23 protein-coding genes, 2 pseudogenes and 2 riboswitches are annotated in these 22,305 nt (G+C 40.6%); of the genes and pseudogenes, 12 read left to right on the top strand and 13 right to left on the bottom strand.

From position 1 onward, the window contains the following. Positions 1-19 precede the first annotated feature (19 nt). Genes FNK51_RS03855 through FNK51_RS03870 form a run of 4 tightly spaced genes read right to left on the bottom strand, consistent with a single transcriptional unit; the run spans position 20 to position 3,852 of the window. Positions 20-919, bottom strand: coding sequence for an ABC transporter permease (locus tag FNK51_RS03855; protein ID WP_483296107.1), 900 nt, complete (start codon positions 917-919; stop codon positions 20-22). A gap of 22 nt (positions 920-941) precedes the next feature. Continuing rightward, positions 942-1,907, bottom strand: a complete 966-nt coding sequence (gene opp4B / locus FNK51_RS03860) for an oligopeptide ABC transporter permease (RefSeq protein WP_137018948.1) — start codon at positions 1,905-1,907, stop codon at positions 942-944. 15 nt (positions 1,908-1,922) lie between these two features. Next, positions 1,923-2,849: an ABC transporter ATP-binding protein gene (locus tag FNK51_RS03865; protein ID WP_141992483.1), complete on the bottom strand. Its 927-nt coding sequence runs from the start codon at positions 2,847-2,849 to the stop codon at positions 1,923-1,925. Further along, complete coding sequence (locus FNK51_RS03870; protein ID WP_141992484.1) at positions 2,827-3,852, bottom strand: ABC transporter ATP-binding protein; 1,026 nt, start codon at positions 3,850-3,852, stop codon at positions 2,827-2,829. Before FNK51_RS03870 ends, FNK51_RS03865 begins: the two co-directional genes overlap by 23 nt. Positions 3,853-4,346: 494 nt before the next feature. Here FNK51_RS03870 and FNK51_RS03875 point away from each other — a divergent pair, with 494 nt between their 5' ends. Continuing rightward, complete coding sequence (locus FNK51_RS03875; RefSeq protein ID WP_063232073.1) at positions 4,347-4,982, top strand: Bax inhibitor-1/YccA family protein; 636 nt, start codon at positions 4,347-4,349, stop codon at positions 4,980-4,982. Positions 4,983-5,191: 209 nt separating this feature from the next. On the opposite strand, the gene FNK51_RS03880 is transcribed toward FNK51_RS03875, so the two are convergent. The 3 genes from FNK51_RS03880 to FNK51_RS03890 all read right to left on the bottom strand — a co-directional run bounded on the left by FNK51_RS03880 (position 5,192) and on the right by FNK51_RS03890 (position 6,966). Continuing rightward, positions 5,192-5,734, bottom strand: a complete 543-nt coding sequence (locus FNK51_RS03880; RefSeq protein ID WP_076366945.1) for an acyl-CoA thioesterase — start codon at positions 5,732-5,734, stop codon at positions 5,192-5,194. A 132-nt stretch (positions 5,735-5,866) separates the two neighbouring features. Continuing rightward, positions 5,867-6,343, bottom strand: a complete 477-nt coding sequence (locus tag FNK51_RS03885) for a M15 family metallopeptidase (protein ID WP_286178569.1) — start codon at positions 6,341-6,343, stop codon at positions 5,867-5,869. Positions 6,344-6,483: 140 nt separating this feature from the next. Further along, entirely contained in the window at positions 6,484-6,966 is a 483-nt protein-coding gene (locus FNK51_RS03890) for a DinB family protein (RefSeq protein WP_098371219.1), read from the bottom strand. 213 nt (positions 6,967-7,179) lie between these two features. Here FNK51_RS03890 and FNK51_RS03895 point away from each other — a divergent pair, with 213 nt between their 5' ends. After that, positions 7,180-8,997, top strand: a complete 1,818-nt coding sequence (locus FNK51_RS03895) for an ABC transporter ATP-binding protein (RefSeq protein WP_141992486.1) — start codon at positions 7,180-7,182, stop codon at positions 8,995-8,997. 50 nt (positions 8,998-9,047) lie between these two features. Here FNK51_RS03895 and FNK51_RS03900 read toward each other — a convergent pair whose 3' ends face one another. Further along, complete coding sequence (locus FNK51_RS03900; RefSeq protein ID WP_098371221.1) at positions 9,048-9,749, bottom strand: GDSL-type esterase/lipase family protein; 702 nt, start codon at positions 9,747-9,749, stop codon at positions 9,048-9,050. Positions 9,750-9,967: 218 nt separating this feature from the next. Here FNK51_RS03900 and FNK51_RS03905 point away from each other — a divergent pair, with 218 nt between their 5' ends. Further along, positions 9,968-10,474, top strand: a complete 507-nt coding sequence (locus tag FNK51_RS03905; protein ID WP_141992487.1) for a GNAT family N-acetyltransferase — start codon at positions 9,968-9,970, stop codon at positions 10,472-10,474. A gap of 68 nt (positions 10,475-10,542) precedes the next feature. Here the strand turns inward: FNK51_RS03905 and FNK51_RS03910 are convergent, their stop codons facing one another. Beyond that, the gene (locus FNK51_RS03910) at positions 10,543-10,737 is read right to left on the bottom strand and encodes an aspartyl-phosphate phosphatase Spo0E family protein (protein ID WP_098371223.1); all 195 of its coding nucleotides are present in this window, start codon (positions 10,735-10,737) and stop codon (positions 10,543-10,545) included. 255 nt (positions 10,738-10,992) lie between these two features. Beyond that, a complete protein-coding gene (locus FNK51_RS03915; RefSeq protein WP_076366955.1) occupies positions 10,993-11,181 on the bottom strand; it encodes a Fur-regulated basic protein FbpA in 189 nt (62 codons plus the stop codon). Positions 11,182-11,357: 176 nt separating this feature from the next. Beyond that, a riboswitch (SAM riboswitch) is annotated at positions 11,358-11,462 on the bottom strand. 158 nt (positions 11,463-11,620) lie between these two features. Beyond that, positions 11,621-11,725: riboswitch (TPP riboswitch) on the top strand. 89 nt (positions 11,726-11,814) lie between these two features. Between FNK51_RS03915 and tenA the strand changes: the two genes are divergently transcribed. The 5 genes from tenA to thiE are packed head-to-tail and all read left to right on the top strand — an operon-like array spanning position 11,815 to position 15,241. Continuing rightward, positions 11,815-12,504 carry a thiaminase II gene (gene tenA, locus FNK51_RS03920; protein WP_098371224.1) on the top strand — a complete coding sequence of 230 codons (690 nt, stop codon included), beginning with the start codon at positions 11,815-11,817 and terminating at the stop codon, positions 12,502-12,504. Between the two features lie 15 nt (positions 12,505-12,519). After that, a complete protein-coding gene (thiW, locus tag FNK51_RS03925; protein ID WP_098371396.1) occupies positions 12,520-13,041 on the top strand; it encodes an energy coupling factor transporter S component ThiW in 522 nt (173 codons plus the stop codon). Continuing rightward, complete coding sequence (gene thiD / locus FNK51_RS03930; protein WP_141992488.1) at positions 13,010-13,816, top strand: bifunctional hydroxymethylpyrimidine kinase/phosphomethylpyrimidine kinase; 807 nt, start codon at positions 13,010-13,012, stop codon at positions 13,814-13,816. Before thiW ends, thiD begins: the two co-directional genes overlap by 32 nt. Next, on the top strand, positions 13,813-14,628 hold the full coding sequence (gene thiM / locus FNK51_RS03935; RefSeq protein ID WP_141992489.1) for a hydroxyethylthiazole kinase: 816 nt from the start codon (positions 13,813-13,815) through the stop codon (positions 14,626-14,628). The genes thiD and thiM overlap by 4 nt, the downstream gene beginning before the upstream one ends. After that, complete coding sequence (gene thiE, locus FNK51_RS03940; protein WP_098371227.1) at positions 14,609-15,241, top strand: thiamine phosphate synthase; 633 nt, start codon at positions 14,609-14,611, stop codon at positions 15,239-15,241. Before thiM ends, thiE begins: the two co-directional genes overlap by 20 nt. 38 nt (positions 15,242-15,279) lie before the next feature. Here thiE and FNK51_RS03945 read toward each other — a convergent pair whose 3' ends face one another. Then, positions 15,280-16,485 (bottom strand): MFS transporter, encoded by a 1,206-nt coding sequence (locus tag FNK51_RS03945; RefSeq protein WP_141992490.1) that lies wholly within the window; start codon positions 16,483-16,485, stop codon positions 15,280-15,282. A gap of 273 nt (positions 16,486-16,758) precedes the next feature. Here FNK51_RS03945 and FNK51_RS03950 point away from each other — a divergent pair, with 273 nt between their 5' ends. Together FNK51_RS03950 and FNK51_RS03955 are read left to right on the top strand one after the other, a co-directional pair. Beyond that, positions 16,759-18,246, top strand: coding sequence for an aldehyde dehydrogenase family protein (locus FNK51_RS03950; RefSeq protein ID WP_076366967.1), 1,488 nt, complete (start codon positions 16,759-16,761; stop codon positions 18,244-18,246). A 372-nt stretch (positions 18,247-18,618) separates the two neighbouring features. Further along, the gene (locus FNK51_RS03955; RefSeq protein WP_141992491.1) at positions 18,619-19,851 is read left to right on the top strand and encodes an aminopeptidase; all 1,233 of its coding nucleotides are present in this window, start codon (positions 18,619-18,621) and stop codon (positions 19,849-19,851) included. A gap of 490 nt (positions 19,852-20,341) precedes the next feature. On the opposite strand, the gene FNK51_RS03960 is transcribed toward FNK51_RS03955, so the two are convergent. Next, complete coding sequence (locus FNK51_RS03960) at positions 20,342-20,599, bottom strand: hypothetical protein (RefSeq protein WP_098371230.1); 258 nt, start codon at positions 20,597-20,599, stop codon at positions 20,342-20,344. A 138-nt stretch (positions 20,600-20,737) separates the two neighbouring features. Between FNK51_RS03960 and FNK51_RS27705 the strand changes: the two are divergent. Further along, positions 20,738-21,015: pseudogene (locus FNK51_RS27705) on the top strand (DUF3898 domain-containing protein); the annotation flags it as partial. 253 nt (positions 21,016-21,268) lie between these two features. On the opposite strand, the pseudogene FNK51_RS03970 reads toward FNK51_RS27705, so the two are convergent. Next, a pseudogene (locus tag FNK51_RS03970) lies at positions 21,269-21,496 on the bottom strand (class I SAM-dependent RNA methyltransferase); the annotation flags it as partial. Between the two features lie 582 nt (positions 21,497-22,078). On the opposite strand from FNK51_RS03970, the gene FNK51_RS26385 reads away from it, so the two are divergent. Then, positions 22,079-22,246, top strand: a complete 168-nt coding sequence (locus FNK51_RS26385; RefSeq protein ID WP_179086028.1) for a hypothetical protein — start codon at positions 22,079-22,081, stop codon at positions 22,244-22,246. The last annotated feature ends 59 nt before the right edge of the window (positions 22,247-22,305 follow it).

A 22,305-nucleotide genomic window follows, 5' to 3' on the forward strand; every position in this document is an offset into this window, starting at 1 on the left:
ATCATACACTCCCCTTTTTTTATCCTCTTCTTTGTCTTGCATCGGCGGCGCGTTTTAACGCTTGACCAACGAAATTTATACTCAGCATCAACACTAAAATCATGAGTGATGCGGGTACCCATATCCACCACTTGTTTTCCAGAACATCTGGATTTCGAGCATAACTGATGAGCGTCCCTAAACTCGGTGTGCTCTCCGGAAGGCCGAACCCTAAGAAAGTCAAACTGGATTCTAAGCCAATATTGCCAGCAAGGTTCAAAATGAAATTAACGATGATCAGTGAACTGACATTGGGCAGAAGCTGAAACAGGATGATTTTCCAATGTGGCGTCCCGAGTGTTTGTGAGGCGTGGATATAATCCAGCTCACGCTCTGACAAAGCCTTTGAACGAATCAGCCTTGCCTTACCTGTCCATAAAAACATCGTCATGATTAAAATGAAAACATATACATTGAAGATCGGTACAATCGTGACTACAACGATGATGAACATCATTTGCGGTAGGGCAATTACGAAATCGATAATCCGCATGATCACATTATCGGTTGCCCCGCCAAAGTAGCCAGCAAGAAGTCCTAATGATAAACCGATGATGGCCGTGAATAAGGTAATGAATAAGCTGATTGTGAATGAATTTCTGGTACCCACTATCAATTGTGCAAATACATCCCGGCCACCATAATCGGTTCCAAGCCAATAGTCTGAAGATGGTTCCATATAAATGGAGAGAAAATCTACCTTGGCTATTTCCTTGGCGTCCATGAAGAACGACGCACCGTAAACAAAAAGCAATATGGCTGCTAATATAATCAATGAGCCCATGGCAAGTTTATCCTTCTTGATTTCCTGCCAGATGATTTTGATTCCTGAAGGGCTCACATCGTTAACTTGTATGTTCTTTCCTGTTTCTACTTTCATTTCCATACGACTCACCCCGCTCCTATTCTATCCGTATGCGCGGATCGACCGCACTAAGTATGATGTCCGAAAGAAGAGTGCCAAGCAGAGTGGCAAATCCCGTCATCATGACAATGGCCGTGACAACGCTGAAATCCCGCAGACTGACTGAACTAAGGAAAAGCTGCCCCAGACCCGGATAACTGAAAATGGTCTCGATTATGACCGCGCCGCCGATTAATCCAGTAATTTCATAACCTAAGAATGCTGCTATCGGTAAAAAGGAATTTCTCAGGATATGCCGGGAATATACTTTTGATTCAGGTACTCCCTTCGAACGCGCTGTCCTTACGAAATCCTTGATTTTATTATCGATGATTTCATTTCGCAAATATTGGATCGTACTTGTTGTTGCAATTAAAGCTGTACTTAAAGCTGGTAAAATCAAATGATTGATCTTGCTTACAACATAGGCGAATGTACCTTCATCCACTTTTGAATCGACACTGCCGCCAGACGGGAACCAATCCAGGGCAAATCCGAAAACAAATAACATGATTAAAGCAAAAATGAAAATCGGCGTCCCAAACCCTACATAGCTATAACCCGTAACGGTTTTATCCACCCAAGTATCGTTATACCTTCCGCTAAGTATGCCTAATGGAATAGCAAGCATATATGTAAAGATCAGCGTGACCAACGCCAGGAACACCGTGTTCCAAAGCCTGTCTTCGATAACATCCATAACGGGCGTCTTATGTGTATAGGAAATACCGAAATCCCCCTGTACTGCATTGGATGCCCACCTTATATATTGTTGGTACCAAGGGTCATTCAAACCCAGTTCTTCCCTGATCCTATCAAGCTCGGCTGGATTGGCCCTAGGGTTGATTTCCTGGCCTGACAGTGCATCTCCCGGCATTGCTTTTGCCATCATGAAAACGATGATGCTCAATAAAAAGAGCTGCGGGATCATAACTAATAAACGTCTTAGGATAAACTTCCACATATTCCTTCCACCTCCTTATTGTAATGCGACTCTATGTGTCGATGAGATCGGCTTCAAATCGTAAGCACGTCCATTCTCATCGAAATATTTTGAGTAGGTAGACTCATATTCTGAGGTAAGTTTTTTTCTAAGCTGCGCTTTATCTTCGCGAACTTCCGGCTCTAAATCCGGAATGGCGGCAATCAGGCGCTTCGTGTATATATGTTGGGGATTTTCATAGATTTCCTCGCTTTTTCCTTCCTCTACCAATCTACCGCGATACATAACTCCCATCCGGTCACACATATGCCGGATTACGCCTAAATCATGCCCGACAAATAAATAAGTCAAATTGAACTCCTGTTGGAGATCCTGAAGAAAATTCAATACCTGTGCCTGAACGGAAACATCCAGTGCAGACACAGGTTCATCCGCAATGATCAGTTTAGGTTTCAATGTCAATGATCGGGCAATCCCAATCCGCTGGCGCTGCCCCCCTGAAAATTCATGAGGATACTTGTGAATCGATTCCGGACTCAGTCCGACTTTGTCCAAGAAGTCCTGTACGATTTTCTTTTCCTCTGAAGGGGATAACCGTTCGAAATTCCTAAGCGGTTCGGCAATGATGTCCAGTACCCTCTTCTTCGGATTCAATGATGAATACGGGTCTTGGAAAATCATTTGGATATCTTTTCTGAATGGTTTAATTTCTCTTCTACTTAAAGATGCTAAATCCCTGCCTTCAAACAGGATTTGTCCGGATGTCACCTCATTCAGTTTGACCACTGCCTTGCCTGTCGTGGACTTGCCGCTTCCAGATTCCCCGACCAAACCATATGTTTCCCCTTGCTGTAACTCAAAGGAAACACCGTCCACGGCCTTTACGTGATCGACCACCCTTCGAAAAAAACCGCCCCTTATTGGAAAATGCACTTTTAAATTATCTAATTTGAGTAATGTCATGGGCCGATGCATCTCCTTCAGCTTGAAAATAAAATTCTTTATAGCAGGTACAGCGCACAAAATGACCGTTGCCCACATCGTGAAGTCGGGGTGTCTCTTCATGCGCATGTTTAGGTATCCAAGGAATCCTATCTTGGAAGCGACATCCTATCCGATCCATTTTCGCTATCGATGGAACGATTCCTTCGATAACATGCAAACGGTTTTTCTCGTTTGCAGCCGAAGGAATCGAATTCAATAACGACCTCGTATATGGATGCAGCGGATTGTTGAATATCTCTTTAACACTTCCCGTTTCCACAACCTGACCTGCATACATGACAACGATCCTGTCAGCTACCTCTGCTACGACGCTCAGATCATGTGTAATTAGGATGATCCCCATTTTTGTCCTGCTTTGGATATCTTTCAGCAGATCAAGTATTTGTGCTTGAATCGTAACATCCAGTGCCGTCGTGGGTTCATCGGCAATGACCAGTTCAGGGTTGCAAGCAATGGCAATCGAGATCATTGCCCTTTGCCGCATTCCGCCCGAGAGCTCATGCGGATATTGCTTGTACGTCCGTTCAGGGTATGGAATTCCCACTTGTGTCAAAAGTTCGATCGTCCTGTTCTTTTTTTCAGCACTAGAAAGTTCAGTATGGTAATCAAGATTCTCCTCGATCTGTTTTCCGATGGTCATGAGCGGGTTCAAAGCCGTTAAAGGTTCCTGGAATATCATACCCAACTCCTTACCACGGACTTTATTCATTTGCACATCATTCAACTTTAGTAGATTTTGACCTTTATAATTGATGTTTCCTTCGGATTTCGTTCTCTGCTTATTATGTAATTGTATGATAGATAAGGCCAATGCACTCTTTCCACAACCTGATTCTCCAACAACTGCTACAATTTCATTTTCATTCACCGTAAACGAAACATCATCCACCGCTGCATGATATTTGTTACCGATTCGAAATGAGGTAGTTAGGTTTTCTATTTGCAAAATAGCTTTCTTCATCCTTGCTCCCCCTAAACTATTTTATCGAGAAAATAATTAATCTTCTGATAATTAGTTAGAATTTTAATCAATTTTTTACATTTATACAATAGTTTTTATAGAAAATAATCACATTTTTTTCATATTTTATAACTTTAGGAATATTTTTCTGCAATAAAAAAACGATTCCTTTATAACTTTTATACAGTAAAGTTTTGAAGTCCGATTAATTGCGTCGAACCAATAATTTTATAATTTATTATTTCAAGATAACTAGTTCAAAGTTCATACCTATTTATTGACCCTGTCATTTTACATACCGCAAAATGGTTCTGATTGAAGTATTTTAATATTTCAGAAAAGTTAGTATATTTGTAAGAATATCATAAAAAAGGTAATTATTTCATATATATTTCAATACTTTTAAAAAAACACCTAATTTTCATAAAATGCAATGAAACCTTTTTAAAACAGATTCGTAGAAAACGGTAGAAAATAAATGATGGGGTGATTGAATGTATTCACAAACTGTACAAACATATATGCCGTCCGTCATGCGGACGTTCGCTTTATCACTTGCCGTTTCCGTTTTAGGGATGGCTCTCGGCACTCTTGTTCCGCCATCCTTGTTTCTTCCCTTAGCGATACTTGAGATCGTCATGTTGATTGGAGCGTTCATATTACGAAGGAAAAAAGCCATCGGTTACACATTCTTGTATAGTTTCACGTTGATTTCTGGCATTACGACCTATCCGATCATTGCACACTACCTAGCCGCTGCAGGGGCAAATGTGGTAATCCTGGCAGGTGTTACGACAACAGTCGTATTTGGAGGACTGGCGGTTTATGCCACAACCACCAAAAGGGACCTTTCTTTCTTGGGAGGAATGCTATTTGCGGCCTTATTAGCTTTATTGGTCATTAGCATTTTCAACATTTTCTCTCCATTAAGCTCTACAGCCATGCTGGTCTTTTCATTTATTGGGATTTTAGTTTTCAGTGGTTATATTTTATATGATTTCAATCGAATGAAGCATTACGGGGTTACAGCCGAAGAAGTACCGCTAATGGCCTTGAATCTATATCTTGATTTCATTAACCTATTCATTAACATCTTGCGCTTCTTTGGTATTTTAGCAAGCGATGACTAAAAGTCAGATATGATCAAACCTAACAAGGTACATAAAAAAGACGCTTGGACTTATCCAAGCGTCTTTTCACGTTTCTTTCCCATAAGGATAATATCATCGCTGAAAGATGAGAGTACTGATTTTCCCAAAAACTATGGCGATTAATAAAAGACCAAATCACAATGAATTTGGTCTCAATCATCAATAAGAAGGCTAAATGGATGCGTATCTTATTTATATAATCCTGGCTTCGATTGATCGGTCCATGGCAGTTTCACACCGAAAGTACTTGCAATGAACTGTGTATCTTCCCTTCTTTTCTTTCTTATTTGGGCACGTTGTTTTGCTGATTCATTTAAATTCATTTCCATCTCTGTTTCAGGAACCAAACGCGGGACCGGAATTGGTTTACCTTCTTCATTAATGGCAACAAACGTCAAGAATGAAATGACGCATAAATTCCGATCTCCTGTAACTAAATCCTCTGCAATCACCTTTACGATGATTTCCATTGATGTTCTGCCCGTATAAGTCACGAAGCTTTCAAGGCAAACTGCATTTCCTTCGTGAATAGGGTGCAGGAAATCGACAGAATCAGTTGATGCCGTAACGACGTTGCTTCGCGCATGACGCATGGCTGATATAGCCGCTACATCATCAATGTATGCCATTAATTTGCCTCCGAACATCGTACCAATATTATTTGTATCCGGCGGGAGGACAAGGCTTGTTTTTATGACCAAAGAGTCCCGGCAATGTTTTGTTTCTTCCATGGTGACTGCACTCCTTTATGTCTGATTTCTCACTATTCCACTTTATCGAATTCTTATCTGTAAAGCAATTCACATGCTTATTTTCCTGCTTTTATTCAAAATTTATGCGGTATATACTGAAGCCACCCACTATCACTGCCCTTTTGGCCGCTTGCCTTGTTGCAGCTCACCCAGGCTCAAGCCAAATGTCATTTGTAAATGCGGATAATCCTTGAACCCTGCCCAATCCCCTCCCCAGTCAAAACCTAACCCTTTAGCGATGGTTACAACTTCCATCCAATCTGACTTTCCATTATTGTTGCCGTCATAACTCATATCCCAAATGGCCTCGCCTTGTTTGTTAAGTAGGGCAAAATCGATCGCCAAACCGAAATTATGCAGCGACTCGCCACCTCTTGCATTCGTTACGATGTTGCCCGAGCCTGATCTGCCCTTTTCATAAAGTTCATTTTGCTCGGCTAAAGACCGGAACCCCGCCGTAATGATAACTGGGATGCCTTTGTCATTAGCCACTTGAATGAGCTCGTCTTTTTTTTCGGAGACGATCGGATTCAGCTCGTCAGTCAGTTCGATTTCATCTAGATCAGGCGGAAGCACATACTTGATCAAGAGCCACAGCAACAATCCGAAAAAGCCCAATACCAAACATGTCCTTACCCAAGTGGCTTTCACTGAATAATCCTTCCTTTACGAATATCATCTGAAAGTGAAAAACTCAACCAAAGACGGATGAGTTTTTCTTCTATTATTTATAACTTTGCTTTCAATTCTTCAATTTGCAATAAATGCCGTTTTTCATGTAGTCCCACGAACGGGATCCATTGCTTCAAGCTTAAATCTTTAAACAAAGGGTGTGGAAAAGACTTTAGTTCGAGATCAATTTCCTTTGCATGGTCAACGACCTGTACAAAAGCTTTTCGGGATTCGGACAACTTTTCTTTAACCTCACTCAAAGATTGGTATGATTCTGACGGAATGACAAATGGGGGGGCCTGGACCTTCACTTCACGATTTAAAGTAAGCTCGATCGGTTTATCCACAGCAGGATTGCTATCGTCGCCTTTCAATTTATCGGAAATGCCCTTTGTTATGGCTCTCTCCATTAAATATAAATGATCCAAAACCTGGATGATGCTCCATCGTCCTGTTTCAGGATGGGCGTTCAGCTGTTCATCCGATAGGCCGTTGACCGCATTTAAAAGCTCTTCCCTGATTTTTTCATTTTCATTCATTTTTAGCATCTCCTCTTATCAGCCTCGCTAACCTCCTTTAATTATTCCATGTACTATAGGAAAGTGTAAAATGATAATACTTTTTGACTGAAGTGAACCGATTAAAAGTTGTCTATTTTTTGAAAAGCTCTATGATAGTCATAAAGGCAAAACTCATCTAATTCAAATGACTTTCAACATTCATCAAGGATAGTCTAAATAGGAGTGATCGCTATGAGTGGAGGACATATTCCATTCAGCCACAAAGGCCGCAGTACCTTACATGCAATACCCTCAAAAGGAAGCATATGGTTGATGCTCAAGCAAATGTTCAATCGGGTTCCATCGAAGTGGAAGTTTTGCACTTTGGTTTTATGTATCATGCTTTTCATTTCATTGCTTGAGTTCTCCATCCCCCAGTTGACGCAGTTTACGATTGATACAATCATTCCCGAAAAAAGATATGACTCGTTAATCTGGATTGGCGCAGGAATTCTTTGTGCTGCCATTTTATTGGCTTTACTGAACTACTTTAACAGCTATATCGTTTCCAAGGTCGGTCAAAAGGCTATTATGGATATACGTAATAGCATGTATGACCATATTCAAACACTGGATATGAAATTCTTTGATAAAAACCGTACTGGTGACTTAATGTCGCGGTTGACCAATGATGTCAATTTACTGCAGCAGCTCATCTCTTCGAGCATGCTTCAAGTCTTGACTGACACGGTGACTTTCATTGCCGTGGCGGTATATATGCTTTTCATTAACTGGAAGCTGACCATTGTCCTTCTTTTTACATTCCCTTTCATGTTCTATATCACAAGGGCATTCGGGAAACGCATCAGGATGTCATTTAGGTCTGTGCAAAGTTCCGCAGGAGATGTCAGCAACCAGTTACAGGATTCCATTTCAGGAATGCGGCTCATTCAATCTTTTACAAATGAAGAATTCGAATCAAGGAGATTTGCGGAGTGTAATCAGGAAAATATGGCTGCAAACCTTAAGTCCGTTCGGCTACGTTCCATGTTCGGTCCGATTATTGATTTATTGAACAATATCGGTCTTGTAGCAGTCATTGTGTTCGGTGCTTGGCAAGTGATGGAAGGTGAATTCACAATAGGATTAATCGTGGCCTTTCTCGCCTATTTGAGGTTACTGCAGAGTCCAGTTCGCAATTTTAGCCGGGTCATCAGCATTGTCCAGCAATCAGCCGCCGCCTTTGAGCGGATAACTGAAATATTGGAAACCCAACCTGAAATAAGTGACAAGGGAAATGCCATTGAACTCCCTGCGATAAAAAAGCAAATTGAATTTCAATGTGTTGATTTTGCTTATGATGAGAGTGTACCTGTACTCAGCAATTTAAACCTGACCATGAAAGCTGGTCAAGTAACTGCTCTGGTCGGCTCCTCTGGCGCTGGAAAATCGACCATCATGAGCCTTTTGATCCGATTTTATGATCCGCAAGATGGCACGATTAAAATGGATGGTCATGATATCAAAGAAGTGTCACTGAAATCATTACGGGGACAAATGGGAATTGTTTCCCAGGATATCATTTTATTCAATGGTTCCATCCGTGATAACATCGTGTATGGCAAACTTGATGCTACAGATGCTGAAATCAACGAATCCGCCAAAGCGGCAAATGCGCATGACTTTATCAGTGCCTTTCCTGATGGTTATGATTCTCAGATTGGAGAGCGCGGAGTCAAGCTTTCAGGCGGACAAAAACAGCGCATTGCCATAGCTAGGGCACTTTTGAAAAATCCGCAAATCATCATTCTCGATGAAGCAACGGCGGCCTTGGATACAGAATCCGAACATTTGATCCAGCAGGCATTGTCACGTTTAATGAAAAACCGGACTTCAATAGTAATTGCACATCGTTTATCGACCATTCATGATGCCGATCAAATTATCGTTCTGGAAAAAGGGCAGGTTCATGAAAAAGGAACACATCAACAGTTATTGCAAAACAACGGCAGATACAAGCAGCTCCATGACTTGCAGTTCCCTCAACTAAAAGCGATATCAAATTCCTAGCTACTTTGCGGGCAAAAATGCACAGAAAGCCTTCCTGTGCATTTTTGCTTTCATTTGAAATCATAACTTTCCAAAACCCGATTCGCAATGAGCTGATACCCTTTTTCATTCGGATGTAACTTATCACTGAAATACTCTGTTTTCTTTTTATCTTCAAAAAGATCATTTGTAGGAATGAATAACATCCTTTTATCTTTATCCGCTATTCCCTTTATTGACAGGTTATAATCGCGAATGTGCTTTTCAAGTTTTTGATTGTCTTTAATTGGGTTATATAATCCTACTACCAGAATATCCGCTTTATCGTTTGCCTCTATCAATGTTGATGTAATCTTTTTCAGATGGCTGATATACTCCCGTTTACCCTCATTGATTTTTCGGTCACTTATTTTCTTCAAGTCCCCGCCGTTGCTATTGATCAAGTCATTCGTTCCAATATAAACGATGAAAGTATCGGCTTCATCAAGTTTCGTTTTAATGCGGTAATCATCAAGCTGTTTCATCACCCCATCCGTTTCCTGGCCTTTTATACCGTAATTCCAAAAACTCACTTTTTGTTCGGATTGCGGATTATTCAATTCATCCTCAAGGCCTTCTATATATCCTTCTCCGTCCTTATCCCCTTTTCCATAGGTTAATGAATCTCCAAAAGCCATCACCCTTTGCACATCTTCCGACTCCGAGGCCTGAAATTCATATGCAGCAAAACATATAACTAGTACTATAATCAATAAACCTGCCAATTTTTTCATTTGGTTCTCCTCTTGTCTCTTTACTAGAAGTATTTAATCTTTTACATACCCAAAAAATCTGCAGTCTTAACATAAAAAAAATTGTCAGATAAAGATTTAAGAGTGTATGATAATATAAAACTTTCAATGGATTGAGTGTCATTCACCGTCCCTTAAACAAAAAACGGGATTACCCTTCATTCTGGAGATTGAATAAATGATAGTTAGGAGTTTAAATCATGGAAGAGCACATAGAGTTTAGAGAGGCAGAACTATCTGATCTACCCAGAATTGTTGAAATATATAATTCGACAATTGCTTCAAGAATGGTCACGGCAGATACGGAACCTGTATCCGTCCAATCGAGGGTTAAATGGTTTGAGGAACATCATTCAGAAAGTAGACCGCTATTTATCATTACTATAGAAGGGAAAACTGCTGGATGGATGAGCTTCCAATCCTTCTATGGCCGACCGGCATATAATTCCACTGCCGAAATCAGCATTTATATTGATGATTATTTCCGGGGAAAAGGAATCGGACAAATTTCGATTCAAAAGGCCATTGAATTGAGTCCAAAATTAGGTGTTAAGACTCTATTGGGTTTCATATTCGCCCACAATACACCAAGCCTTAAGCTTTTTTCCAAGTTCGGGTTTGAAGAATGGGCACATTTACCTCAAGTTGCCGAGCTGGATGGCATTGAGCGGGATTTGGTCATTCTTGGTAAACGTGTCGATATTTAATATTATTCTTTAGAGCTATTGCCTTGAGCAGTAGCTTTTTCATATTAATCGAGGTCGAATTGGCTAATTTAAAAATACCTATATGCTTTCTGGAGGGGAAAATGTTCAGAATCTCTTTTACTTGTTAACGCATTTAATAGCATATCCAATTCTTGACTGGCTTGAACAGTTAGCAGACTTGTTAAGCCGTAAATTGCTGCCAAGTTGATCATTTCTTTTCTCTTCTCTTCTACTTTTTCTATCGTTACCTTACGGCAAGGCATTATATAGCCACCTCCCATTTATTCAATATTTTTACACTTTCATCATAATGAAACTACTAGTAAAAATCAACTATTTTTCAGAAATTAAATGTGTTATTTTAAAGGATAAATGTGACAAAATGACTATTTCATTCTAAAATTATGTATATTTTGTGTCATTTTCTATCAAACGCAAAAAAAGCATCCACTAGTGTAGACTGCGAATGCTTACATCATATCCCTTATCCAAAAACCCAAAATATAGTCCATCGTTTACTATGTCATCCATTCAGAAGGTGACTCAGTATTTGGTCTATTTATAACAATCTTATATTCATCTTCAAGTACTTTTAATGGGGCATCATAAAGGTGCCTTTCATCAGAGGTTTTGTATACTCCATTGGCCAATAACTCTTCAATAAGCTTTGCCTTCCTCTGTTCAATCCTCTTAAATAATTCTGCCATGTAAATGGCTCCTTTCCTAGTCTTCCTAGAGCCTGCTTCTAGTTAGCTAAACTTTATCAACTTGTTTGATTTTCACCAAATTATATATACCTTTTCCATTATGTCACTAAACGTTATTTCCCAAAAATAAAAGCCCCTTCTAATTCAAGAAGAGGCTGACAGTGTCCGTACGGCTCTTCTTATCTTCCAAGCATATGCTTGTTGGATTTAGCACAGTTCCCAAAACGGGTCCGCTGCCGAGGTTTCGTTGGGCCAAGTCCCTCCACCTCTCTGGATAAGAAATCGATATATAAATGATGTAGACATGATTTTATCCTAATAACCATCAAAAGTCAATTACCTGGTTCTCCCTTTTTTCCTGGACATAAAATGGTCCCTCTTTCAAATGCGGGTTGCATTTTCTTGTCTTTCTGATATGATGTCAGTAATTACATACAATTCACACCACTAGGGGAGTCTTTTTTAAGACTGAGATGGAATTAGTTCCGGACCCTTTGAACCTGAACCGGCTCATACCGGCGGAGGGAAGTGGATGATATCGTCCATTTACAGACTATATCCATCTACCCCGTTCCGTATTCAGGAACGGGTTTTTTCATTAACAAGGAGATCCATTCTAAAGGAGGATGAACAATGGAGAATGTTAAATTAGAACCATTCAGTGATAGACTACATGCACGGTCAAAAGAAATTTGGAAAAGGAACCATTCACATCCCTTTGTCCAGGCAATTGGAAATGGTACGCTTCCTGAAAACAAATTTGCCTATTACCTGAAGCAGGACTATATCTATCTTATGGATTATTCCAAGCTCTTTGCTTTAGGTGTCATCAAAGCTCATAACATCGAAACCATGGCAAAGTTTGCGAGTATTTTAAATGAAACCCTTCAAGTGGAAATGGATATTCATCGGCATTATGCTTCCGAATTCGGGATCAGTTCCAAGGAATTGGAAGATACAGAGCCTACTCCAACCACTCTAGCCTATACAGGATACATGCTAAATGCAGCTCAGCATGGGACTTTGGCAGACTTGATCGCCTGTCTCCTGCCCTGCGCTTGGGATTATTATGAAATCGGTTTGCTATTAAAAGAACAAAATGGAGCAGCATTGGAAAACAATCGCTACGCAGATTGGATAAGGTCCTATTCATCTCCTGAATTCGGTGAAGCACACAAATGGCTGATCGCTTTGTTGGAAGAATTGACGGAAGGCATGCCAGAAACGGAACTTCTTAGATTAGAAAAGCACTTTTTGGTTACTTCCCGATATGAATATTTATTCTGGGATATGGTTCAAAATGAGCAGGATTGGCCGCTGTAGGTCGTTGACATGATGATGAATCCTATCAAGAAACTGACGTTGACTGCCATGATCACGGCTATAACGACGCTGACCAGTTCATTTATTTTCATACCTGCAGGATTTGCAAAGGTCTTTCCTATTCAGCATCTGGCAAATGTCATGACTGCCGTTCTATTGGGGCCAGCTTATGCTGTGACACAAGCTTTTTTAGTTTCCATCATTAGAAACATGTCTGGTACCGGTTCAATTTTTGCCTTTCCCGGGAGCATGATCGGTGCACTTTTGGCTGCCATCCTTTATCGAAAAACACAAAGCTTAAAATTCGCCTGTTTAGGGGAAGTGATCGGGACCGGTATTCTCGGTTCCCTAGCCTGTTATCCACTTGCCCTCCTCCTATTGGGAGAAAAAGCTGCTCTTTTTGGTTTTTTACCGGCTTTTATGCTCAGTTCATTCGCTGGTGCGATTTTAGCTTTCATATTACTTAAAATACTTCTAAAAAATAATTATATGAAGGGGTTTTTTTATGAAAACAGCATTAACCATCGCAGGCTCTGATTCAGGGGGCGGCGCTGGAATACAAGCGGATTTAAAAACATTTTCTGCACATGGTGTCTTTGGAATGTCTGCCATCACAGCCGTAACCGCACAAAATACAATGGAAGTCCGTTCAGTACAGCCAATTGAAACAGCAATCATATCAGATCAAATTGCAGCTATCTTTGAAGATATTCATGTCGATGCAGTAAAAATAGGCATGCTTGGATCAAAAGAAATCGTGGAAACTGTCGCTGCGTCCCTTAAAACCTTCTTGCCTGCCATCGTTATCCTTGACCCTGTCATGATTTCCAAAAGTGGCCATCATTTGCTCGACGAAAAGGCTGTCTCTGCCTTAAAAATGGATTTGCTTCCGCTTGCAACACTTGTAACCCCAAATGTACCGGAAGCGGAAGTACTTACTGGCTTGTCGATTCGAACGGAACAAGATTTCTACAAGGCATGCATTTCAATACAAGAAATGGGTCCCAAAGCCGTTTTACTTAAAGGAGGCCATGCAGCAGGAAATCCAAATGATCTTTTTTATGATGGGACTGACTTCCAATGGATCAAGGGAGAGCGCATTCATACAAAAAACACTCATGGCACGGGCTGTACTCTATCATCCGCCATTACATCAAACCTGGCAAATGGGCTGCCATTGCAACAGTCGATCGAACAGGCCAAGACCTATATTTCTGAAGCGATACGCAATAGCTTTTCAATCGGCAAAGGTCATGGACCTGTCCACCATTTTCATTCATTTTCAAAAAAAGAACGGAGTGAATTAATATGAAGGTTTCTGCAGCCGATTTATTCGTGAAGGTAAAAGAAAAAAAACCACTCATTCACCAAATCACCAACTTTGTTACGGTCAACGACTGTGCAAATGCCACCCTTGCCATCGGTGGTTCACCAGTAATGACTTCAAGCCCAAGAGAAGTGGCGGATATGGTCAAATTAGCAGATGCATTGGTCTTGAATTTCGGTACGATCGATGATAAAGCCTTTGAAGCAATGGAGATTGCCGGTAAGGCGGCAAATGACCTGGATATCCCGGTCATTTTGGACCCGGTGGGAGTTGGTGCCACCCCCTATCGTACAGAGCAGGTAAAAGAGCTCCTTAGTAAGGTTACTTTCCAAATCATTCGCGGGAATGCGAGTGAGATCCTTTCATTGATGGGTGGGGATAACGTTACACGCGGGGTGGATTCGGGGGAACTAGCGATTAGCAATGCAGAGCTGGCTGCACAAGCAGCAAATAAATTGAATAGTATCGTCGTGGTCAGCGGAGCTAAGGATGCGGTCAGCGATGGAAAACATACGTCCATCATCGACAATGGGAACCTCCTTTTAACTAATGTTACAGGTACCGGCTGCATGTCCACCGCTCTTATCGGCACTTTTTCCGGAGTCACCGACGATTTCTATTCTGCGGCAATTGCCGGTATCTCTACCATGAGCATTTCAGGGGAACTAGCTGCTGCAAACCTTCAAAAAGATGAAGGAACAGGAACGTTTCGCGTGCGATTAATCGATGCAATATCAAGAATGGATAAGGAAATCTGGATGCATGAGGTGAAAATAAATGAAGAAGTCCCAAATTGATTTAAGCCTGTATTTAGTTACGGAAGAATCCCTAGCATTAGAAGAATTGGCCAGAATCATTGCAGAATCGGTTTCAGGAGGAGTCTCGATCGTACAACTTAGAGAGAAAAACAATTCCTCCCTTTCCTTTTATAAAAAAGCTTCTGCATTAAAACAGTTATTGAACGAGCTGTCCATTCCCCTTATCATCAACGACCGGGTGGATATAGCCCTTGCGGTTGCAGCGGACGGAATTCATATTGGGCAAGATGACCTTCCACTGCCTGTCGTCAAACAAATGGTTCCTGAAGATATGATTGTAGGTGTATCTGTCTCCACTCTTGAAGAAGCTCTCGAAGCCGAACGAAATGGAGCAGACTATATCGGAGTCGGTTCCGTTTTCCCTACAAAGACCAAACAAGATGCAACCCTAATGGCCATTGGGGATCTGGAGGAAATTTGCCGCAGCGTATCCATTCCCGCCGTAGCCATCGGGGGTATCACTGCAGATAACATTTCCACTCTTTCTGATAGCGGGCTATCCGGTACCGCAGTCGTATCGGCCATCATGAATGCAGATAGTCCGAAGAGAGCCTCCGAATCCCTTTTAAAAATCATAAAAGACTTTAATTAATGAAAAGAGGGGACTGATTACAGTCCCCTTCCTTTTGTTTATGTCAAAACGGTATTCTTTGTTTCCTTCCCAAAAGCTACGGCAATGGCACCCACTAGAATAGCGATTGTAAAAATGGTGAAAATCGATGAAATCGGTGTGTCTGCGGCAACTAAATACCCTACAAGCAACGGTCCCAGGACACCGCCAATCCTTCCGATCCCTGCAGCTAACCCAACACCTGTACCACGAACTGCTGTTGGATACTGCTCAGGTGTATATGCATAAAGCGCACCCCATGCCCCCAGGTTGAAGAAAGATAGGAACATCCCGGAAACTATCAGCAGTGCCAGCCCCTCTGACGATCCAAAGAAAAAGGCACTAACGGCGGTTCCAATTAAGTATGTGATCAAAACGAATTTACGTCCCATCTTCTCTATCAGCCATGCAGCTGAAAAATAGCCCGGAAGCTGTGCAAGCGTCATGATCAAAACATATTCAAAGCTTTGAATCATGCTGAAGCCTTTTAAGACCATCACACTTGGCAGCCATAAAAACATCCCATAATAAGAAAAGACCACGCAAAACCATAGAATCCATAATACAAGGGTCTGACGGGAGTATTCCTTTTTCCAGACACTTTTCATATTGCTTAATATTGACGGTCTCTGCTTTTTTTCTAGTTCCGTATACTTCGGTGAATCCGGCAGTTTCAAGCGCAGATACAGCGCATATAAAGCTGGAACTGCGCTCAATAACAATGCAACACGCCAACCATAAGCCGGAATGATGAAGTAGGATATGAGTGCTGCCAAAATCCAGCCAACCGCCCAAAAACTTTCAAGAAGGACGACAACCCTTCCCCTTTTACTTGCTTCAACACTTTCAGAGACCAATGTCGAGGCAACCGGAAGTTCTCCTCCAAGTCCCATTCCAATCAAAAATCGCAATATCAAGAACAAGCTGAGTGTACTGACTGCTGCAGACAGGCCACTTGCAATTGAAAACAATAATAATGTAATGATAAAGACATTCTTCCGTCCGACCCTGTCGGCCATCGCACCAAAGAATACGGCTCCAACAGCCATTCCGATAGAATTTATGCTCCCAATCCAGCCAACCTGCTCACTGGTTAAGTTCCATTCCTGTTTCAAAGCAACAATAATGAAAGAAAGCATACCGACATCAAGTGCATCGAACATCCATCCAAGACCCGCAACACCTAGTAACTTACGTTGCGATATCATTTTCGCATCATTTCCCATATATTCCTCCTGAAGAACTTTAGACCTTCTTGTTATTTTATCCTTATTCATTTTAACTATTAACTTTCATTTTCGCTATAGTATTTACACATGTCATGACAAAATAATACTTCTTTACTTAATTATGATGATGAAATCTTGAATATTCTGTCGAATGATATAGATTGAATATTCCCTTTTTTTCATTTATCATAAAAATTGGCATAAATCATAGCGTTAACAATAAGTCATCATGTTCTGCCCAAGATAATCATTTTATTCAGGAGGGTAATTATGACAAATCTAACGTTAGAAGTAAGTGGAAAGCTGCAAAAATTTTTAACAGGACCAAAAAAGCTCTATATTAATGGTCAGTTTGTAGAAAGTGCTTCAAAAAAAACCTTCTCCACACCTAATCCTGCTACAGGACAAAAACTTGCAGATGTTTATGAAGCTGATAAAGAGGATATCGACTTAGCCGTCAAGGCTGCACGCAAAGCATTCGATGAGGGGCCTTGGTCAAGAATGAGCGCAGCTTCACGCAGTAGGCTAATGTATAAACTTGCTGATTTAATGGAAGAAAATAAAACTGAACTTGCTCAATTGGAAACGTTGGATAATGGTAAACCAATCAGTGAAACTACCAATGCCGACATTCCTTTAGCTATAGAACATATGAGATATTTTGCTGGCTGGTCCACCAAGATTGTTGGACAGACCATTCCAGTAAGCGGAAATTATTTTAACTACACAAAACACGAGGCTGTTGGTGTTGTCGGCCAAATCATCCCATGGAACTTTCCGCTTCTTATGGCGATGTGGAAACTGGGAGCGGCACTTGCTACAGGTTGTACGGTTGTATTAAAGCCTGCTGAACAAACTCCGCTTTCCGCGCTTTACCTGGCTGAATTATTGGCTGAAGCCGGTTTCCCTGATGGGGTCGTCAATATCGTTCCCGGTTTTGGTGAAACCGCTGGACAAGCACTTGTCGACCATCCGCAGGTAAATAAAATTGCATTTACCGGTTCGACCGAAGTTGGAAAATTGATCATGCGCTCCGCTTCATATTCATTGAAACGGGTCACATTGGAACTTGGAGGGAAATCGCCAAACATCATCCTGCCTGATGCGGATTTCTCAAAAGCCATCCCTGGAGCTTTGAATGGGGTCATGTTTAACCAAGGGCAGGTATGCTGTGCCGGTTCCAGGGTTTATATCCAAAAGAAACATTATGATAATGTAGTTGCCGATATGGCAAGCCATGCAAAAAACATAAAACAAGGGGTAGGTTTAGATCCAAGTACACAAATTGGACCGCTTGTTTCCGAGGAGCAGCAAAATCGGGTAATGGGCTATATTGAAAAAGGGAAAAACGAGGGTGCGGAAGTTCTTGTCGGCGGAAATAAACCGGGTGAACAAGGCTACTTTGTTTCTCCTACTATATTTGCTGGTGTCGAAGAGGATATGACGATAGCCAAAGAAGAGATTTTCGGGCCGGTCATAGCGGCAATGCCATTCGAGGATTTAGATGATGTCATTAACCGTGCAAATGCCAGTGAATATGGATTGGCTGCCGGCTTATGGACTAGCGATATAGCCAATGCCCATTATGTTGCAGGAAAACTCCGTGCCGGTACTGTATGGGTGAACTGTTATAACGCGTTCGACGCAGCTTCCCCGTTCGGCGGTTACAAACAATCCGGAATCGGACGTGAAATGGGATCTTATGCACTGGACAACTATTCTGAAGTGAAAAGTGTCTGGATTAATTTGGGTAAATGATTTTTTGACTATTAAGAAAGAGGGTCTCAAAGAGGCCCTCTTTCTTTCAGTCCATTGTTCACTGTCCCAAATAATTAATTATTCAACTATTCAAACCTTTTCAATAGTCTTTCCTTCTATAATTTTGGTAGAATGCAAGATAGACAAACCGGCTGCTGCTTGAGCTGGCTCGGGAGGTTACGTGTTCATACGGTAATGATGCCGGGGTTTGTGCTAAAGTGAATGAACCTTAACTGATTCATCTCCTTGCCGGTTATGACGAAATCCTGTCTAATAACTATAAGTTTTCACAAACGATGTAAAAAATTTCTTTTTTATATGACAATTAAGTACAATTATAAATGTAGAAAATGGAAAAGGAGTTTTGAAATGATGAGTGATTTTCAAACGAATTTAGAAAAATATGCAGAACTTGCCGTAAAAGTCGGCGTAAACATCCAACAAGATCAAACCCTGGTCGTAAACACAACATTAGAGGGTGCTGACCTAGTGCGTCTCATTGTAAAAAAGGCTTATGAGAACGGTGCGCGTAATGTCATCGTTAATTGGAATGACGATATCGTTTCACGTACCAAATATGAACTGGCACCGGATGAGGTGTTCCACGAGTATCCAAAGTGGCGAGCGGAAGAAACGATTGAACTTGCAGAAAACGGAGCTGCCTATCTATCCGTAATCTCCTCCAGCCCTGACTTATTAAAAGGTGTAAAGCCAGAAAGGATTGCCAACTTCCAAAAAGCATCCGGGACTGCACTGAAGAAGTGGCGTCAATATATGCAATCCGATAAAGTAAGCTGGTCCATCGTTGCCGTCCCTTCAATAGCTTGGGCTGATAAAGTATTCCCTGAAGAGGCAGAAGGAAAACGCGTTGATCTGCTATGGGAAGCCATTTTCAAAGCAGTTCGTGTTGATGTGAAGGATCCTGTGGAGGCCTGGAAAAAACACGATGATACCCTGCATGAAAAGGTTGATTATTTAAATGACAAGCATTACCAAAAATTACATTACACGGCTCCTGGAACCGACCTGACAATCGAGTTACCCGACAAACACCTTTGGGTCGGAGCAGGAAGCGTCAACGTACAGGGTCATGAATTCATGGCTAACATGCCTACCGAAGAAGTGTTTACGGTTCCATTGAAAACAGGTGTTAACGGTACGGTTTCCAGTACGAAACCCCTTAGTTACGGCGGCAATATCATTAATAATTTTTCCGTGACCTTTAAGGAAGGACGGATCATTGATGTAAAAGCGGAAGAAGGGGAAGAAATCCTAAAACAATTGGTTGAAACGGATGAAGGTTCACACTACCTTGGTGAAGTGGCACTTGTTCCATTCAACTCACCGATTTCCCAATCGAATGTTTTATTCTTCAACACACTTTTCGATGAAAATGCATCAAACCATCTCGCTATCGGCAGCTCCTATGCTTTCTGTATTGAAGGCGGAAAAAACATGAGTCCAGAAGAGCTTGCAGAAAATGGACTGAATGAAAGCCTTACACATGTCGATTTCATGATTGGATCTGAGAAAATGAACATCGAAGGCATCAAACAGGACGGCACTTCGGAACCTGTCTTCCGTAATGGGGATTGGGCGTTTTAATTAAAGCGTTGATATAGAGGCGTTTCTAAGGTCTAAAACCTTGAGTGGTCACAGAATTGGTCACATTTCTTTAACTTTAAACAAATTATCAAGTTCATTAGCCACGTGTTTCTGCATACTAGGAAGCACGTGGCTATTTATATAACGTAATTTTGAATAGTTGTATAACCAACCCGCTTTGAAAATATTCTATACTACCAAGTCTAGGGTTAATACAACATTTATTAAAGCTACTATAAGTTTTGATATGTACTACCGCTACATTCAATTTCATTTGAATCGACAAGTCTTGAATAAATTGATCAAAAGGTAATTTAATCGGATCAACACCAGCTAGAAATTCACTAAGATAATGTTCCGCTTCCTACTTAACATTCCTGTATTAGTAAAATTGATAAAACCACCAATCTTAATGACTGGTGGTTTTTGTGTATTTATAAAAAAGACAAAGTATTTTAAATCAAAAATACTTTGTCCACTAATTAATATACTAGCGTAAACGGATGAACACGGCAACTCCGGTTAGACCAGAGTCAAGGTTCAATACTTGTACAAATCTATTTCCAAGTAAACAAAGTACAGCATCTCTGTATAAATCACCGCGATCTAAAGTGTTAGCGCAAGGAGCAGCGCTTCCAATCACTGTAGCTTGTACAATTCTACGCTGAGCTAAAGGTATTAACGAAGCTCTTTCCCAAAGAATCGTAACTACATCCACAGAAATAGAACCAGAACCAGAACCAGACATATAATTCACCTCTTTTCGTTGTTAATATATTTAATGCAATTTCAGACAGCTTGGTTCATTCTTTTGTCATGCTATACAAAAAAGAGGCAGATATATTATCTAATTATTCAAGAAAAATTCTAGCCACTTATTCAAAAGGAAACGAGCGCCAAAAGGGAAATCCAGGAACACTTTGAAATCCACCAAGTCGTCGAAGCCACTGCCCAGATTGTCGAGCAATACATCTGAAGCCGAGCTGCGAATGAAACTTGGCAGTACATCTGTCAAAGGACTCTTAGTCGATTTCGGCGATAGATTCCATTTGAGGAAATTAACAGGAAGTATACAATTCATTTCGATAAAGGTTTTCTCCGATTGAATTTCATAGCCCTGATGATTTAGTGGAGATTGTGGAGCGGATTAGTAAGAAGGTTTAGGTAATTTGGGGTTGTGAATGAGAATGTGACGTTATCAAGACGTTATTGACTAACTTAGTGACCGCTTTTGAAACCCAAAAACATGCGTTATTAAAGGAGTTGTGACCAGTTTAGTGACCAAAAATGTGACCGCTCCTGTAACGAAATAAATAATACTAAAAAATCGGTCTGAAAGTTCGTGATTTAGGGTTTCCATTCTTTTAATACAAAAAGAAGTTCCAAAAATAAATGGAACTTCTTTTTTATATGAATTTTAAAATAGTTTGAATAAGCCAATATATTGATAGTAATCAGTTCGTATAAACCTATTAAATAGCTTCCGTTTTTTCGTAGCCAATTTGCCATATAATCTTCCAAAATCTGGATGGGACGCAATCATATAAACGGTCCAATTATCAAGCTTAGCGAAAGCTTGACCCATTTCTTTATACATTTGCTCTACCGCTTTCTGCTCCCCAATCCGCTCACCATATGGAGGATTCTCACCAGATTATTTCTTTTCCAATTGCTTCTTATTATAATATGGCTTTGGATAAACAAAAAGGAATACAAATAAGCCTCTCTCTAAGATTGGAAGAGGCTTATTCTAAGGGAACTTTATTAACTGTTTAGGCTTATTATAACTGCACTTTCTCTGGTAACACAGTGGTCACATGTGGTCACAAAAAAGTAGTTTTTCTTACTTTTTCTATTTTTATCCTTTTAATCAAAAATATCAAAACCCTTATATATCAACGTTTCCAGCCTACATCGACGGCATCAAACAGGACGGCACTTCAGAACCTGTCTTCCGTAATGGGGATTGGGCGTTTTAATTAACTGATATTCTTGAAAACCTTCTAATTCATAGCCACGTGATTCCTGTATTACATAGGAACATGTGGCTGTTTTTTTTGCATCGTTAATCAATCACCATCAGGCTTTTAGCTGTTGTCCAGCCAAAATAATTGGGCTAGTTCCGTATACATAGTCTGCTTTTTTAAACCTAATGTATCATTGGAATATCTTGAACACATCTTTCATTCGCAAATATGTTATACTATTAACAAAGAGGGTGGCTAAATTGAGAAGCAATAAGTATAATACTGGTGAAACAGTAACTATTCAGGATACTAATGAATCAGTAACCATTAATAAATGGGCATATGTAAAAAATATGAAGAGATATTCTTATACTGTTAAAGAACATCCAACTACTTTTTTCTTTGAAGAAGAATTAAAAAAAGCTTGATGACAAGTCACTAAAACCCTACTCATTTCAGAGTGGGATTTTTTTCGCTTTCATTTTTA

This window comes from Bacillus sp. B4EP4a (assembly GCF_006680105.1).
Classification (GTDB): Bacteria; Bacillota; Bacilli; order Bacillales; family DSM-1321; genus Peribacillus; species Peribacillus simplex_E.